The organism is Phytobacter sp. SCO41, from assembly GCF_003073275.1.
In the GTDB taxonomy this organism is placed as follows: domain Bacteria; phylum Pseudomonadota; class Gammaproteobacteria; order Enterobacterales; family Enterobacteriaceae; genus Phytobacter; species Phytobacter diazotrophicus.
The window spans coordinates 4,884,988-4,899,794 of the sequence record NZ_CP027225.1 but is presented as its reverse complement, the minus strand read 5'-3'; the positions used below and the strand labels follow the sequence as shown (position 1 = coordinate 4,899,794).

Below are 14,807 nucleotides of genomic sequence, written 5' to 3'. Positions count from 1 at the left end.
GTTAACGCCTTTCAATGCCGTCAAACGTACTTGCGATTGCACCGGTAAAGGGTGTTTATACCTGTTTCCAGCATACCGAGCGCAGAGGCTATTATGTAAACAGATGGGCAGGATGCCATATGCATGTCATTTCAAAAGAACCTTTTGAGGAAGCGGCAAAGCGAAATCCTAATGACGCCTTAGCCATACGGGCGCTGTACCGCTTAGTGTGTGAGATAGACTTCTCTTCTCCGACTGAGATGAAAGCGCTGATACCGAGCCTGGATAATTTTAAGTACCGGAATAAATGGTGGTTTCTGGATGTTGGAGGCAACAATCTGAGGGTTATCGCCTACATCGATTTTGTGAATAAACGCTTCATGTGAAGCATATTACTACCCGCGCTGAATACGACAAGTTGACCAGCACAAGTTGTCTTATGCTGACCTGAAAGAGGAGATCGGCTCTAAATCACTGGTGAGCCAGATCCTATCCGGCCGTCGTTCTCTGACTATCGCTCACATTAAGGCCTTATCCGCGCGTTTTGGCGTGAAACCAGAATGGTTCTTTTAACCGTCATAAACGAATGAGGCCGCTTTTCTCCCTCTCCCTTTCAGGGAGAGGGCCGGGGTGAGGGTGATAACTCGTTGCTACATCAACAAATTTCCCCTCACCCTAACCCTCTCCCCAGAAGGGCGAGGGAACCGCCCGTGCTATTTTTTAGGTTTGTCAGCAGTCTGAGACCGACCGTGGGCGGCCTGCCATCAACGATCCGATGGTAGTGGCCTACGCGAATAAAGATAGAGGCCGCCAGCCGGGGTTTGGAATTTCGCGATACTCGGGCAAAACAGCTATTTATCGGCTTCGTATCACTGGTGCGGGCAATCAAAAAGTAGTGGCTTCGTGGGATAATCCCCACAATATTGCTGCAAATAAGCGACGAATTGCTAAAAAATGTCAGGGCTAGCCTGGAACAGGGTAATGACAAAGTATTCGCCCGTACTCCGGTAAGCGTGAGTGTGATCGAGGAAAATATACTGACAAAATTTTTCCATTCCATGCTCTTTCCTAACTCCGTTTCTTGATACTTATCATGATAACTATTATCCTCCTCACCGCTTAATGAGGAACCTAACATGACCGAAGACGAACTGTTTGCCCGCAGGCCGCTGGGAATGCGAATGGCGATGATTGTGCGCCAGTGGCGCGCCACCATTGATCATGCGCTTGCCGATACCGGCCTCACCCAGTCGGGCTGGACGGTGCTGATGCAGCTTCGCCAGCTAGGCGATAACGTCTCGGTCAGTGAACTGGCGGAAGTGCAGGGCATCGAACTGCCGCCGCTAATGCGTACCCTCACGCAGCTTGAAAACCAGGGATTGCTTGTGCGCACCACATCCCCCTATGACAAGCGCATCCGCCTGCTGACACTCACGCCAGAAGGTCATGCCATGCTGGAAAAAATCACCCGTGTGATTGAAGCCTGTCAGGAACGTGCGGCGCAAAACATCCCGGCTGAAAATATGGACATTTTCAGCGCGACATTGAATCAGATCGCCTGCAATTTGCGGAATATCCGCGAAGAAGATAACAAGACTAAATAAATCATGATGACGCCAGAACAAAAGTTTGCCCGCTGGGTAAGGGTGAGTATTGCCTCTTTCCTGCTGATGTTTGTCTACTTTATCGTTGCCGATATCTGGATCCCGCTGACGCCGGACTCCACCGTAATGCGTGTGGTGACTCCGGTGTCTTCGCGCGTTTCCGGCTATGTTGCGAAGGTCTACGTGCAAAATAACAGCGTGGTGAAGAAGGGCGACTTGCTCTACGAGCTGGATGCCACGCCGTTTAACAACCAGGTGGAAGCCGCGCAGATCGCGCTGGCGCAGGCGCGTCTTACTAATCAGCAACTGGATGCGCAGATTGCGGCAGCCGAAGCGAACCTGAAAACCGCACAGCTTACCGCGCAAAATGACAAAGTCACCTTTGACCGCTATCAGCGTCTGGGGGCGATGCAAAACGTCTCGCAATCCGACCTGGATAAAGTGCGCACGACCTGGCAGAGTAGCGTGCAGTCGGTCAATAACCTCAATGCGACGATCCACGCCCTGACTATCGAACGTGGTGAGCGCGACGACCGTCGCAACGTGACGCTGCAAAAATATCAAAATAGCCTTGAGCAGGCGCAGCTCAATCTTGGCTGGACGCAGGTGCGTGCCGAGGTCGACGGTAAAGTGAGTAACCTGCAACTAAGTCCCGGCTATTATGCCGCTGCCGGGAGCGCAACTCTGGCGCTGGTGCATGACAGTGCAGATATCGTGGCGGATTTTCGCGAGAAAAGTTTACGTCACACTCACGTCGGTACCGATGCCGCCGTGGTCTTTGATGCATTGCCGGGCCATGTGTTTCGCGGCCATGTCACCAGCAGTGATGCCGGGGTGTTAGCCGGGCAGCAAGCGGTTAACGGTGAGCTGTCGGAACCGGAAACCTCCAACCGCTGGGTGCGTGATGCGCAGCGCATGCGTATTCATGTGGCGCTGGATGACGCCTTGCCCAAATCCCTGCCGACCGGCGCGCGCGCCACCGTGCAGCTATATAACAGCGAAGGGCCGTTTGCCCGCTTCTTCTCGGGGCTGCAAATCCATCTCGTTAGCTGGCTGCACTATGTCTATTAATACCCTCGCGCGCGTCTTTACGCCGCACGGCAACATTGTCTACACGGCGAATGATTTTCGCCAGACGCTGCGCATTGTGTTTGCCGGGATGATCGCGCTGAGTATCTCGAGCTTTTACAACACCAGCTATGGCGTCTTTTATGTCGTCTACCCGGTGATGTTGCTCTCGCTGGTGCCGGTGTTTAACCGCCACGTGGCGAAGCAGTTTATTTTTAGCGCGGTGCTGAACTGCGTCGAAATGGTGCTAATCATCGGCTATTTGTCGAAATGGCCGCTGATGATGACGCTGGTGGTATTCGGCCTGTATGTGATGCGTTTTCGCTTTATGAGTAAGGGGCCGCTGTTCCTGTTTGGTTCCGCCGGGGTGGTGTGTCAGAGCACGATGCTCAACTTTATGAGCTACCCGACCAGTGACTGGCACACGTTGATTTTCTCCAATATTGAAGCCAGTGTGATGGCGGTGGCGCTCAGTGCGCTGATGAATTACCTGATCCCGGATGTGGCGCCGCGCAATCCGCCGCCGCGGATCGAAAAAAACGATGCCCGCGTGCGGCATGAGTCCCTGCTCTCCGGGACCGTGGCGACGATGATCTTTGTCGTGTTCCAGATAAGCGATCTCAGTGATTCGCTGTCTGCGCTGATGGCGGGTATTTTGATCCTGTTCCCGATGCATTATCGCGGTGCGGTGATGAGTTCGTTGTGGCGTGTGGTGGGGGTCATTCTCGCCTGTCTGTATATCCTGCTGGTGCAGTTGATTCTCTACAATCACAGTAGCCATATGTTGTTGATGATGCCGCTGATAGGCCTCGGGCTGGCGTTTAGCGCGCGACTGCACGTGATGGAAAAGGTGGGGGCGGGCGTCGGTTTTTCCAGCGTTACCACCATCGGCATTATGTTCGGGCAGAACCTGCACCCGGATACCGACCTGGTGTTTAGCGATCTTTATCGCATTGTGTCGGTGACGGTCGCTCTGTTGGGCACACTAACGATGGTGTTTCTGGTGCATCTGATCTTAAACCGTTTCGAGGCGACGCGGTTTGTGGTCGAAGATCAGTAGATTTTTTTCAGATCCATCTCTTCCTGAATGCGTTCGCTGTAAGCGGCGTGCGTGCGGATAGCTTCATCGATCCCGGCGTTGAACAGTGTTGGGCCGATATTTTCAATGACGAAATCGACAAAGAATTCGGCGTCGAATTGTTCCAGTTCGAGGTCGAAGTTGTCGGTGCAGTAGCGTTGCAGTTTTTCGCGAAGCATCTCGCGTTCGCTGTGGCTGAGATCGATTTTGCTCATCGGGCTTCCTGGTAAGAGAAAAAGGGCATCATAGCAGAGCTTCGCGATAATGCGGTCCCGGATGGCAGCGCAAGCTCCTTATCCGGGCGACGACTCATACACCGCCACCTGCTCAAACGCTTCTCCCTCGCAGCGGTAAATCGCCTGGGTCGCGCCGGGCAGCACCCACTGCTGTTCGGTACCGTGCGGGCACTGCAGACGAATGCATAACCCGCAGCCGCCGCGCAGGGTGCGCGGGATATCCGCCACGCGAAACGACACGCCGGATGCCTGCAACAGTTTGCGGGTCTGCACGACGCCTACGGTGGAGTGAAATAAAAACAGGAACTCTTCCATCAACGTCCCCTCTGGCGCTGACCAATCAGCGCCGCGCCAATCGCCCCCGCGTATTGAGCATCGTCATGGGTATGCACCGCCATCTTCAGATGCTCGCTCAGCATGGCACGGAAACGGGCGCAATGGCTTACGCCGCCGGTAAACAGCAGCGGTCCCTGAGTGGTGAGCCGCGATATAAAATGGCTGCTGCGTCGTGCCATCGCATTGATCACACCCGCCAGAATCGCCTCGGGAGCAACGCCCGCTGAGCGCAGGCTGATCACTTCTGATTCGGCGAACACGGTGCACATGCTGGTCAGCGGATGCGGCGCGATGCCGTCGGTGATCCCGTCCAACGCCTCCACCGTAGTACCCAGAGTGCGTGAAATGACGTCCAGAAAGCGCCCTGTTCCGGCGGCGCATTTGTCGTTCATCAGAAAATCGGTGAGATTGCCCTGTTCATCAAGCTGGATAACCTTGCTGTCCTGACCGCCGATATCAATGACGGTGCGTGCCTCCGGCAACAGCAGGCGCGCGCCCAGCCCGTGACAGGAAATCTCTGTTACCTGCTTATCGGAAAAATCCACCAGTTGCCGCCCGTAGCCGGTAAGCGTCAGGAAGGGCTTTTCCTCCAGCCCTGCCCGCAGTGTCTCCCAGGCGTCATGAATGCTGTCCGCCGGGCGAAACGACGTCGGGCAGAGGAAACGCCGGACAATGGCGTTCCCTTCCAGCAATATCCCTTTGGTGGTGGTTGAACCGGAATCAATACCTATCGTGAACGTCACCCTGACCCCTTAGAGCATCTCGATAAACGCGGCGACACGGGTGCTGAGCTGCCCGATATCGGCGGTGGAGTAATCCGTCTCAATCGCCATGTAGGGAATGTTGTGCTGCTGGCGCACGTGGCGTTTGATGGCGAGCGATTCCACCGCGTAGGTGTGGCAGGCCTGCAAAATCACGTCCACCACGCCGTCGGCCTGGTACTCTTCGACCATCTGGCTCAGCAAACGCAGGCGTTCGGTATTAGGTGAAATGCAGGAGCAGCCAATCGCCAGATATTTGTCGGTCAGCGCGTCGTAGACATCACCGTCTTCCGCCACATTGCGTTCGGTAGCTTTCGCCCCGGTGCAGTTCTCGTAGCCCACCACCCAACCGCCGTTCTCTTCAATGGCACGCACCACTTTTTCGGCCGCGCCGCCAATCGGGCAGCCGGTGATCAGGATGCGCGGACGGGATTCCAGCCGCTTGCCCTGTTCCCACTCGGCCTTCACGCGGGCGGTCATCTCATTGAGCTCGGCAATCAATGCGTTTTTATCGAAACGGAAGGTCGCGCCGTATACCACTTTCAGGATGTCGGCCCCGCTCAGCGCGGGCGGATTTAACTGCCCCAGACGGTAGAAATCAGCCGTTGCCTGACGTTCACGGTTTTTCAGTACGATGGCCTCGCGCAGGGCGGTTTCGCTGATCGGCTGGCCGAAGCGCTCCTCGATGTGCTGTTGCAGGCGCAGAATTTCCGATTTCCACAGCGCCCGGGAGGCGTCATCCGTCGCGCTGTTTGGTAGTTGCATTACGTGGACGGCTTTGAAATCTGCCATGTATTCGTACATTTTTTTCTTGCCGTCGCAGGTGGTTTCGCCCACCACCAGGTCGGAAAAATAGAAGTACGGACATTTGTCGGTTTTACCGAAACCATAGCTGCTTTTAATCAGCGGGCAGAGATTACGCGGCAGATCTTTTTCCGCTTCTTCAATGGTTTCGTCGTTGGTGGAGCACAATGAGACCACGACTGCTCCCGCGGCCATCGCGATTTCCTGCGGCATAAAAGTACAGTAGGTGCCGACCAGCGGGATCCCCTGTTCTTTCAGTTCCATCACGGTGAGAAAACCTTTCTGGCGGGCGTCGGAGAATTGCTCAAATACTTCCGGAAGTTCTGTAATAAGAGACATGATTTTTCCTTCCCCGTAACACGGGAGACAATGAAAAAAGAGGCGGTCTGCTGCCGCCGAAGGAAGAATTATAACCTTATTGAATATATGGAATTGTTGATCTGCCGCGAGATTAGCGGCATTGAGCGCTTTCGTACTGCTGTACCCGTCGCACCAGACGGTTGAGGCAGAGTATGGCAACGCCGCCTGTAACCAGCGCCAGCAGATGAAATGGAATGCGCCCGCCGCCGGAGAACCACAGCCAGCGTGCGCCCTCAATGGCGATCGCCACGGTGCTCAGCACCACGATATTGAGCGACGCCGACACAGTGCCTTTCGGTAAGTTATTCGTAAACAGCGTAAAACGAAAAAGGGTCGAGAAAATCAGCCCGATACCAAAGCAATAGATACTGGTGCCGGTAACCGACCAGAACCAGAGGTGCGGAAAGAGCAGATTGCCGGCGAGCAATGTCACCAGCCCGATAAGCTGGATGGGCACGGTACGACGGATATAACGCGGATTGGTCGGATCTTCCACAAAGCGCATCACCACGATATTGGCGGCGATCAACGCGCCAAAGACCGGGATCTGCGCCCAGGCGAATTCCGCAGTGGTCATGCCACCTGCATCGATCAGAATCACCGGGGAGACGGCCACCCAGGACATGAGCGGAATGTAATAGAGCGCGAGCGTGGCGGCCCCGTTGAGGAATACGCGGTTGCGAAATACCGCGCAAAAGTCATGGACGACGCTCATTGCCCGTAGCGGCGTCTCCTGCCTTTTAACGGTTTCCGGCATCGCCAGCATCAGCCCAAGCCAGGCCACAAAACCGAGGACGGCGATCGCCGCGAAAATCACCTTCCAGTGGACAAAATGCATTAACGCAGCGCCGCCAAGGGGCCCAATCACCGGGGCCAGCAGTACCGCCGAGGTGATAAGCGACATCAGCTTAATGGCTTTGGTCGGTTCAAAGGCTTCCTGAACGGTGACGTACCCGACCGTGGAGATAAAACAGATGCTGGTGCCCTGAATAAAGCGCGCCGCCAGGAACTGTTCAAAGGTGGTGGTGAACAGCGTGGCGATACAGGCAAGGGTAAAGATAAGCGCCCCGGTCAGCAGCACCGGGCGGCGACCAATTCTGTCGGACAGTGGGCCTAACGCCCATTGCAGCGCCATGCCACCTGCCATATACAGGCTGACTGAGTGCGGGGCGAGGCTGACATCGCCATCAAAATCGCGCACCACCTGAATGATGCCCGGCTGGATCATGTCGGTGGTGAGGTAGGCGGCAAAATCGTACAGCACCAGCGCCATCGGGAAGATAAAGACCCCGGCGTAACGGGCGAAAAATGCGGGCTTCCATGACATAACAGTCTCCTTTTACGGTTTTTCTTACCGCGCTCTTCTATTGTGCGAGCAGACAATTTATATGTCGACGTTAATTTTGCCTGTTTTTTAACCGGCGGGCAGTTGGCACCTTTGCGTTTCACATGTGCGCTGGCGCCGCTGGCTCATACCGGGGCCGTTTTGGGGCTGCGTCATGACCAACCGCAGAAATATTCACGTTTTTTATGATATTTTATGGCGATTCGTCAGGCTTTGTTCTTTACACATCAAGCGAAGCTGACAATGGGTTGGTGGTTATCAATCAGTAAAAATTATTGAAGTGATAAAATAAAACAACGGATTCATCGGGAGAATGTTAGATGGCATCCAAAAAATTTAAAAATGCCTTTATTTCAGCAGCCATTGGTTGCTACCGCTTTTTAACGGGAAATAAGCTTTGTGGTGCAAGTGAATATAATGCAGAGCGCGTAAAAAGCATTGCCATTTTTTCTACAACAGCACTTGGCGATTTGATACTCAATACACCGGCAATCCTCGCTATAAAAGAACGGTATCCTGATGCCGCGCTGACGCTTATATCAAGCCATAAAAATAAGGCACTCGTTGAAAATAGTCCGTGGTTCGAAAATATTATTTATTGGGATCAAAAAGTTAAGAATGTATCGAGTGTCGCCAGGCGCCTTCGTGCCTGCAAACCGGATGTGGCGGTCCTGCTCCATTCCAAGAGTCCGTATGATGTGCTTTGTGCTGCTCTGGCTAAAATCCCTTTTGTGCTAAAAGATGCGTACAACGGAAGCGATCTGGCTATGCGTAAGCAGGTTACGTCGATGCCTGAAAATAATTTTCCTGGCCATTTAATAGAGCGAAAGCTAGCGTTGGTCAATTTAATGGGATGTTCTACAAAAAATATTCAGATGCAGATCCCTTATCCCGTCAAAAATATTTCAACTTCGCCAGATAAAGTGGTCGTTGGTTTCCAGTTGGGCGCTTCTGAAAAATTGCGCCAGTGGCCGGTTGAATATTTCAGAGAGCTTGCAAAATTATTGCTCGCCGCGGGTAATAAATTCGAAATAGCCCTGATCGGTTCTCCAGCCGAAAGGGGACTGGCAGAAGCTTTTCTTGATGGGTTTAGCGATCAGGAACTCGGCAGGATCAACGATTATGTCGGGAAATGCTCGTTGACCAGACTGGTTGAGTGCATTGCCGGGTTCGATGTTCTTGTTACCCCTGATACCGGGCCTCTTCATCTTGCGGTTGCCCTTAAGGTGAAAACGGTCAGCCTCTTTGTAACCGCAAATCCCGCTCATACCGGGCCGCTTCAGGATCCTGAACGTCATATCGTCATTAAGGAATCTCCCAGGCAGGCGATGGAGCTTGCCGAATATCCGGATCAGCCTATGGCAATCATTAAGCCTGAGAGAGTCCTTACCGCTGTGCAACGTGTGGTCAGGGCAGAGGAAATGTAACAACTGAGCGGGGGTGAGTAACTCACCTTCATGTTCATGTTTTTATTTGTTTTTTATCCTGCAGGCAGCGAAAGCAGGGCGGGGATCTGCGAGAGCAGGTAAAGCACCAGGCCAATCGAGCCGCCGACCAGCGTGCCGTTGATGCGGATGAATTGCAGGTCTTTGCCAATATTCAGCTCGATCTGGTGCGACATATCGCGGGCATCCCAACTTTTCACCGTATCGCTGATATGGCGGGTGAGGAACGCGGCAAAATCCGGTGCGACGCTGTGAGCCGCCTGTTCCAGGTGTTCGTTAAGTGATGCACGTAGCGCGCCGTCCGCCAGCAGCGTTTCGCCAAACCACAGCCCGGCTTCGGTGACGCGCTGTTTAATGCGTGAATCGTCGGCCTGCATATCGGCTTTCATCCAGTCGCGCAGATCACCCCACATCTCTCCCAGATAGCGGTTAAACGCGTCATCTTCTTTCAGGTAGCGTTTAATGTTATCGGCCCTGGCGGCCATCTCCGGGTCGGTTTTCAGATTGGCGATCAGTTTCTGCACGGCTTTATCGAAGGCCCGGCGGATCTGGTGTGCGCTATCGTGGGTGACATCATCCAGCAACGTATTCACCGCGCGGGTAACCATTACGGCGCTTTGTTCACCCAGCCACTCGGTGGGCAAAATTTTGGCCTTACGCGGATGCTCCGTTTTCAGCCAGCGCACGACCTGGCTGGCGATAAAGTCCCTACTGCTCTCTTTTTGCAGTAACAGGATCATCTGGCCGATCAGGGCATCCAGCAATACCTGGTGGCGCTGGTTTTTGGTCATGCTCTCCAGCATCAGCGCGCCGGTTTCTGTGAGATCGACTTTATCGATCGCCCGATGTACCGCGCGTTTAAGCAGGTTTTTGATGCGTGTGTCGTCTGCCAGCTCCAGAAATCCGCTCATGACCTGCATCAGGTGCTGGCCGACACGACGGGCGTTATCCGGCTGGCTGAACCAGACACCAATCATCTGCGCTGGCTGATGACGGTGAATGAGTGCCACCAGCGACTGGGTGTCGAGGAATTTTTCCTGCACGAACTGGCCGAGGTTATCGCCAATACGATCTTTATTGCGTGGGATAATGGCCGTGTGGCGGGAGATAAAAGGAATAGGGACACGGCGAAAGAGCGCCACCACGGCGAACCAGTCTGCCAGCGCGCCGACCATTGCCGCCTCGGCAATGGCTTTCACCCCGCTGACCCAGAAGTTGGGTGGCAGAAAAAGGGTAACGATGAAGATCGCAGCCGCGATCAACAGTAATGAGAGCGCCAGGCGTTTGGCTCGTTTGAGTTCTGTGATTTTGTTCATGGTTTAAGCATAGAGCAGAGACGCAGTTTCGCTTGGTTTTCAAAGTGAAACGTGGTGGTGACGGTTCCCCTCATCCCGGCCCTCTTCCCAAAGAGGTGAAGGAGAAAGGCAGGGCGAAAACCAAATATTGCATCTTCGTTTGCCGGGGGTATGGTAGTCGCAGAAAAGATGGATAAAGGATGCTCTGACATGACGCTTACGATGATTGCCGCTGTGATTGCCGCCCTGCTGGGGGGCGCGTTTGGCTGGCTTCTCACCCAACAGACATTTACCCGCAAAATGGCCGCGCTGGAGCATGACCATGAGCTGGCGGAGGACGAGCTGGCGGCAACCAAGAAACTGCTGCGTGAGCAGGAAGCCAAAACCGACGCGGCGCGCGAGGAAAAGCATCAGCGGGATATCGACGTCAGCGCCATGCGCCAGCAAATTAGCGATCTGAAAGGGCGAGCGGATGAGCTCTTGCAGCGTCTGGCCAGAACAGAAGCGCAACTGGAAGAAGAGCGTCGTCTGTCGGGCCAGCTCGACCATGACTATACCGAGCTGAAAACCACGCTTGAACAGCGCGAGCACCATTTCCGCGAACAGTTTGCCAGCCTGGAAGAGACCAAAAAATCCCTGTCGCGCGAGTTTGAAAATATCGCCAATAAGATTTTCGAAGAGAAGGGCAAAACCTTCACCACCACCAGCAAAAACAGCCTGGATGACATGCTTAAGCCATTTCGCGAGCAAATTGAGGGCTTTCAGAAACGGATCAATGAAGTGCACGACGCCTCCATTCGCGGCAATGCCGATTTGAATGCAGAGATTAAAAAGGTGCTCGATGTCGGGCTGAAAATGAGTACCGAGGCGACCAACCTGACCTCAGCGCTGAAAGGCGATTCCCAACAGCGTGGTGCCTGGGGCGAAGCGCAATTACGCCGTACCCTGGAGATGAGCGGGCTGGTGGAGAAAGAGCACTTCGAGGTGCAGAGCGCCTTTACAGATGAAAACGGACGCAGGAAACAGACGGACTACCTGATCCGCTTGCCGGACAATAAGCACATCATTATCGACAGTAAAGTGTCGCTGAATGCCTATGATCGCGCCTGTTCGGCCGAAACGCCACAAGCGCAGCAGCACGCGATGGATGAGCACATCATGGCGGTACGCCGCCACATCGATGATCTGGCGTCGAAGGATTACACCAACCTGGCGGGTATTCGAAGCCCGAGCTTTGTACTGATGTTTATGCCCATCGAAGCGGCTTATATCGAGGCGCTGAAAACGAATAAAGGGTTGTTTGAATACGGCTACCGTAAAGGGATTGTGCTGGTCTCCCATACCACGCTGATTCCGATTCTGCGTACCGTCTCTAATCTGTGGATGATTGAACGCAGCAACAGCGAAGCGCGGGAAATCAGTGAACGTGCCGGGGAAATCTTCAATACCGTTTGCCTGGTGGCAGAGCGCTTAAGCAAGCTTGGCGGCACACTGACCACCGCCAGCAACCAGTACAACGCCACCGTGACCTCGTTGGTGGGTAGTCAGGGGCTGTATGGCAGGGTGGAGCGCTTTGGCAAACTCTCCGAGAAGGTCAACAAGGAGCTACCGAAGCTTGAGATTTCCCATCGTGATTTCGAGCACGAACGGATGGCGATGATCGTCGAAGCGATACAGGAGCCCACCGCTGTGGAGGGAGAAGCCGCCGCACTGCCCGAAACGCCTTCGCAAGCGGTTAACGAGGGCTAAGGAATGGGTGTATTCAGATTTCCATCCGTGTTTTTTGTGGCTACAATGTGGCTACAAAATGAATGGGGGGATATATGGATTCTGTTATCCGATCGCGTATCGACAAAGAGTTGAAAGAACGAGCTGCTACCGTGCTGGAAGAGTGTGGACTGAGTTGGAGTGTGGCTATCCGCTTGTTTGCTGAGCAAATCGTAAAACATGAAGGGCTACCTTTTGAAGTAACCCGTAAACCGACTGCCCGTCTGCGAGTAGCAATGAACGAAGCAGATGAAATTATTACGCACCGGCATGGACGCTTTGAGAGTGCAGAGCAGCTTATGGACAGCCTGAATCATGGTAAAAAGCAAACGGACTAACTTGCCATTCCGATCTGATTACACCCGTTCTTTTATCAAAGCCTGGGAGCGCTATAACAAAGCCGGGCGGCGGGATATGAACGAAACTGCCGCCATCATGGCTATGGTTCTTTCCGGTAACCCGCTTCCTGCGCAATACAACGACCATGCACTGACCGGGAATATGCAAGGTTTCAGGGAGCTGCATATCGGTGGGGATTATTTGCTGGTCTATAAGCTTGAGTCCGAAAAGCACTTGATCGTGTTCACTGATTTGGGGACGCATGCCGAACTGTTCGAATAACAAACAACCTGAAACTACCTTAAACGTCAGCCATCATCCGACATATGATGTTCCCTCGATTGACTCTGGGTGAAAAGAAACCATGAGCGCTATTTCTGCTAATTTGTCCCGCTTTCGCGACGCTATCGTCACTTTTTCCGGTCGCAAAACGCCCGGTGAGTTACCTGCGGAATTTTTGCTGGCGCAGGAGGGAAACCTCGCGCAGTACTACATCCCTTTTGATGCGGTAAATACCCGTGCGCTGGTGGTACTGGTAGGGATAACACCGGGATATGTACAGTGGTATAACGCGGTGACGACAGCGCAGAAAGTGCTGCGTGAGGGCGGCGATGACGCGCTGGCGTTACGTGAGGCGAAAAAACACGGGGCCTTTAGCGGGCCGCTGCGTAATAACCTGGTCAAATTGCTGGATGGTATTGGCCTGGCACAGATGCTCTCGCTGGATTCCACGGCGCAGCTTTTTACCGACCATACCGGGTTGGTGCATTGCACGTCGCTGTATACCCAGCCGCTGTTTGTTAAAGGCGTCAATTACAACGGCACGCCGCATTTTTCCCGCTCCGCGTTATTGAGAGCGTCCATTGATGAAGGGTTTGCCCAGGAAGCGGCGGCGCTGAAAAAAGCGGTATTTATTCCGCTGGGGCCGGTGGCGACCGAAGGGGTAAACCTGCTGGCCAGTCGGGGCGTGCTGGACGAGGCGCGGATATTGTCGGGATTGCCGCATCCGTCCGGGGCCAATATGGAGCGGATTAGCTATTTTCTGGGGCTTAAAGCGCGCGATACGCTGTCGAGTCGCACCAATGCGGACCTGCTGGATCAGGCAAAAGCCAGTTTACTGGCGAAGGTCGGTAAACTGGCTTTTGTGTAGTATGACGTCAGGCTTTCAGCCCGGCAAAGGCGTCGCGGATTTCCTGTTCCGGCAGTTGAATGCCGATAAACACCAGCGTGCTGTGCGGCGGCTCGTCGCCCCACGGGCGGTCCCAGTCGGCGCTGTAAAGCCGCTGTACGCCCTGGAACAGCAGGCGGTTGGGCTCGCCATCAATCCACAACATGCCCTTATAGCGTAATAACTTGTCGGCAAACGACAGCAGCAGGTTTTCCATTACCCGGGAAACGTCGCTGATATCGACCGGATAATCCAGCTCCACCACAATCGATGAGACGTCGTTCTGCTTGTCCGCAATAAAGTGGAAGCGTGGTCCTGAGGTGATGTTCTCTTCCAGCATAAAACCGTTGGTGTTAAACAACTGGCCGAGATTGATATCGCCATGGGTGACGGTATAAATCGGCGCGCGGGCATTGATGCGGCCCAGACGTTCGCGCAGTTTTTCACTTTCACCGGCGACATCGGTTTTGGTCAACAGAATACGGTCGGCATAGCCCACCTGCGACTGGGCGATGGTGAACTGATTCATCTGCTCATCCGCATGGACGGCATCCACCAGCGCGATCACGCCATCTAACAGGTAACGCTGACAGAGGATCTCATGGGAAAAGAAGGTCTGGATAATCGGACCGGGATCGGCCATACCGGTGCACTCGATCACCAGGCGATCAAAGGCGACGTCACCGCGATCGAGGCTATCGAGTAAATCCAGCAGCGCGTCTTCCAGCTCGCTGGAACGGGTACAACAAATACAGCCGTTAGTGAGCGTTTTGATCTGCGTGGCGCGGTCGCCAATCAGTTGATCGTCAACCGAGACTTCACCGAATTCATTTTCGATAACGGCGATTTTGAAGCCGTGCTGCTCGTTGAGGATATGACGCAGCAGGGTGGTTTTGCCGGCGCCAAGAAAACCGGTTAACAGGGTGACAGCAATCGGTGTCATGTTCTCTCCTTTAGCAGCAGCGCACGCCACCTTCTCCACTTCCGCCGTAGCGCGCTTCCTGACGTTCGCGGAAAAACTCAGTGTACGTCATCCAGGGTTTATCCGGATGATTGGTTTTCATATGTTCGACGTAGTTGTCGTAATCCGGGATGCCAATCAGCATTTTTGCCGCCTGGCCGAGGTATTTTTTGGCCTGACCTAAGTTACCAAACATAACGCATCCTGATAAGAAAAAGCCCGGTGGCGCTACGCTTTACCGGGCCTACAGAACCTTGTAGG

At 54.0% G+C, this 14,807-nt stretch carries 16 protein-coding genes and 2 pseudogenes; 10 read left to right on the top strand and 8 right to left on the bottom strand.

From position 1 onward, the window contains the following. Positions 1-119 precede the first annotated feature (119 nt). The 5 genes and pseudogenes from C5523_RS23840 (at position 120) to C5523_RS23815 (ending at position 3,711) form a co-directional block, all read left to right on the top strand. Positions 120-430 (top strand): annotated as a pseudogene (locus C5523_RS23840) (type II toxin-antitoxin system HigB family toxin). Continuing rightward, positions 397-552: pseudogene (locus C5523_RS23835) on the top strand (type II toxin-antitoxin system HigA family antitoxin); the annotation flags it as partial. The pseudogenes C5523_RS23840 and C5523_RS23835, both read left to right, overlap by 34 nt. A gap of 563 nt (positions 553-1,115) precedes the next feature. Next, positions 1,116-1,583: a MarR family transcriptional regulator gene (locus tag C5523_RS23825; RefSeq protein ID WP_039078208.1), complete on the top strand. Its 468-nt coding sequence runs from the start codon at positions 1,116-1,118 to the stop codon at positions 1,581-1,583. 3 nt (positions 1,584-1,586) lie between these two features. After that, positions 1,587-2,654 (top strand): HlyD family secretion protein, encoded by a 1,068-nt coding sequence (locus tag C5523_RS23820; protein ID WP_108702086.1) that lies wholly within the window; start codon positions 1,587-1,589, stop codon positions 2,652-2,654. Further along, positions 2,644-3,711: a DUF2955 domain-containing protein gene (locus C5523_RS23815; protein WP_039078210.1), complete on the top strand. Its 1,068-nt coding sequence runs from the start codon at positions 2,644-2,646 to the stop codon at positions 3,709-3,711. The genes C5523_RS23820 and C5523_RS23815 overlap by 11 nt, the downstream gene beginning before the upstream one ends. On the opposite strand, the gene C5523_RS23810 is transcribed toward C5523_RS23815, so the two are convergent. The 5 genes from C5523_RS23810 to mdtM form a co-directional block, all read right to left on the bottom strand. Then, entirely contained in the window at positions 3,705-3,944 is a 240-nt protein-coding gene (locus C5523_RS23810; protein WP_039078211.1) for a DUF2164 domain-containing protein, read from the bottom strand. The genes C5523_RS23815 and C5523_RS23810 overlap by 7 nt on opposite strands. 78 nt (positions 3,945-4,022) lie before the next feature. Then, positions 4,023-4,280 carry a DUF3343 domain-containing protein gene (locus C5523_RS23805; protein ID WP_108702085.1) on the bottom strand — a complete coding sequence of 86 codons (258 nt, stop codon included), beginning with the start codon at positions 4,278-4,280 and terminating at the stop codon, positions 4,023-4,025. After that, complete coding sequence (gene yjiL, locus C5523_RS23800) at positions 4,280-5,044, bottom strand: putative 2-hydroxyacyl-CoA dehydratase activator YjiL (RefSeq protein ID WP_108702084.1); 765 nt, start codon at positions 5,042-5,044, stop codon at positions 4,280-4,282. Before yjiL ends, C5523_RS23805 begins: the two co-directional genes overlap by 1 nt. Positions 5,045-5,053: 9 nt before the next feature. After that, positions 5,054-6,205 (bottom strand): double-cubane-cluster-containing anaerobic reductase, encoded by a 1,152-nt coding sequence (locus tag C5523_RS23795; RefSeq protein WP_108702083.1) that lies wholly within the window; start codon positions 6,203-6,205, stop codon positions 5,054-5,056. Positions 6,206-6,317: 112 nt separating this feature from the next. Next, positions 6,318-7,553, bottom strand: coding sequence for a multidrug efflux MFS transporter MdtM (gene mdtM / locus C5523_RS23790; RefSeq protein WP_108702082.1), 1,236 nt, complete (start codon positions 7,551-7,553; stop codon positions 6,318-6,320). A 338-nt stretch (positions 7,554-7,891) separates the two neighbouring features. Between mdtM and C5523_RS23785 the strand changes: the two genes are divergently transcribed. Continuing rightward, positions 7,892-8,998 (top strand): glycosyltransferase family 9 protein, encoded by a 1,107-nt coding sequence (locus C5523_RS23785; RefSeq protein WP_108702081.1) that lies wholly within the window; start codon positions 7,892-7,894, stop codon positions 8,996-8,998. 53 nt (positions 8,999-9,051) lie between these two features. Here the strand turns inward: C5523_RS23785 and C5523_RS23780 are convergent, their stop codons facing one another. Then, the gene (locus C5523_RS23780; protein WP_108702080.1) at positions 9,052-10,332 is read right to left on the bottom strand and encodes a DUF445 domain-containing protein; all 1,281 of its coding nucleotides are present in this window, start codon (positions 10,330-10,332) and stop codon (positions 9,052-9,054) included. A 189-nt stretch (positions 10,333-10,521) separates the two neighbouring features. On the opposite strand from C5523_RS23780, the gene rmuC reads away from it, so the two are divergent. The 4 genes from rmuC to C5523_RS23760 all read left to right on the top strand — a co-directional run bounded on the left by rmuC (position 10,522) and on the right by C5523_RS23760 (position 13,567). After that, entirely contained in the window at positions 10,522-12,060 is a 1,539-nt protein-coding gene (rmuC, locus tag C5523_RS23775; RefSeq protein ID WP_223878740.1) for a DNA recombination protein RmuC, read from the top strand. Positions 12,061-12,134: 74 nt separating this feature from the next. After that, complete coding sequence (locus C5523_RS23770; RefSeq protein ID WP_052249220.1) at positions 12,135-12,416, top strand: type II toxin-antitoxin system RelB/DinJ family antitoxin; 282 nt, start codon at positions 12,135-12,137, stop codon at positions 12,414-12,416. Between the two features lies 1 nt (position 12,417). Then, a complete protein-coding gene (locus C5523_RS23765; RefSeq protein ID WP_223878739.1) occupies positions 12,418-12,699 on the top strand; it encodes a type II toxin-antitoxin system YafQ family toxin in 282 nt (93 codons plus the stop codon). 82 nt (positions 12,700-12,781) lie between these two features. After that, positions 12,782-13,567: a hypothetical protein gene (locus C5523_RS23760; protein WP_108702078.1), complete on the top strand. Its 786-nt coding sequence runs from the start codon at positions 12,782-12,784 to the stop codon at positions 13,565-13,567. Between the two features lie 7 nt (positions 13,568-13,574). Here C5523_RS23760 and yjiA read toward each other — a convergent pair whose 3' ends face one another. Both yjiA and C5523_RS23750 read right to left on the bottom strand, forming a co-directional pair. Continuing rightward, positions 13,575-14,528, bottom strand: coding sequence for a GTPase (yjiA, locus tag C5523_RS23755; RefSeq protein ID WP_071193571.1), 954 nt, complete (start codon positions 14,526-14,528; stop codon positions 13,575-13,577). 10 nt (positions 14,529-14,538) lie between these two features. Next, on the bottom strand, positions 14,539-14,742 hold the full coding sequence (locus C5523_RS23750) for a YbdD/YjiX family protein (RefSeq protein WP_039078221.1): 204 nt from the start codon (positions 14,740-14,742) through the stop codon (positions 14,539-14,541). Positions 14,743-14,807 lie beyond the last annotated feature (65 nt).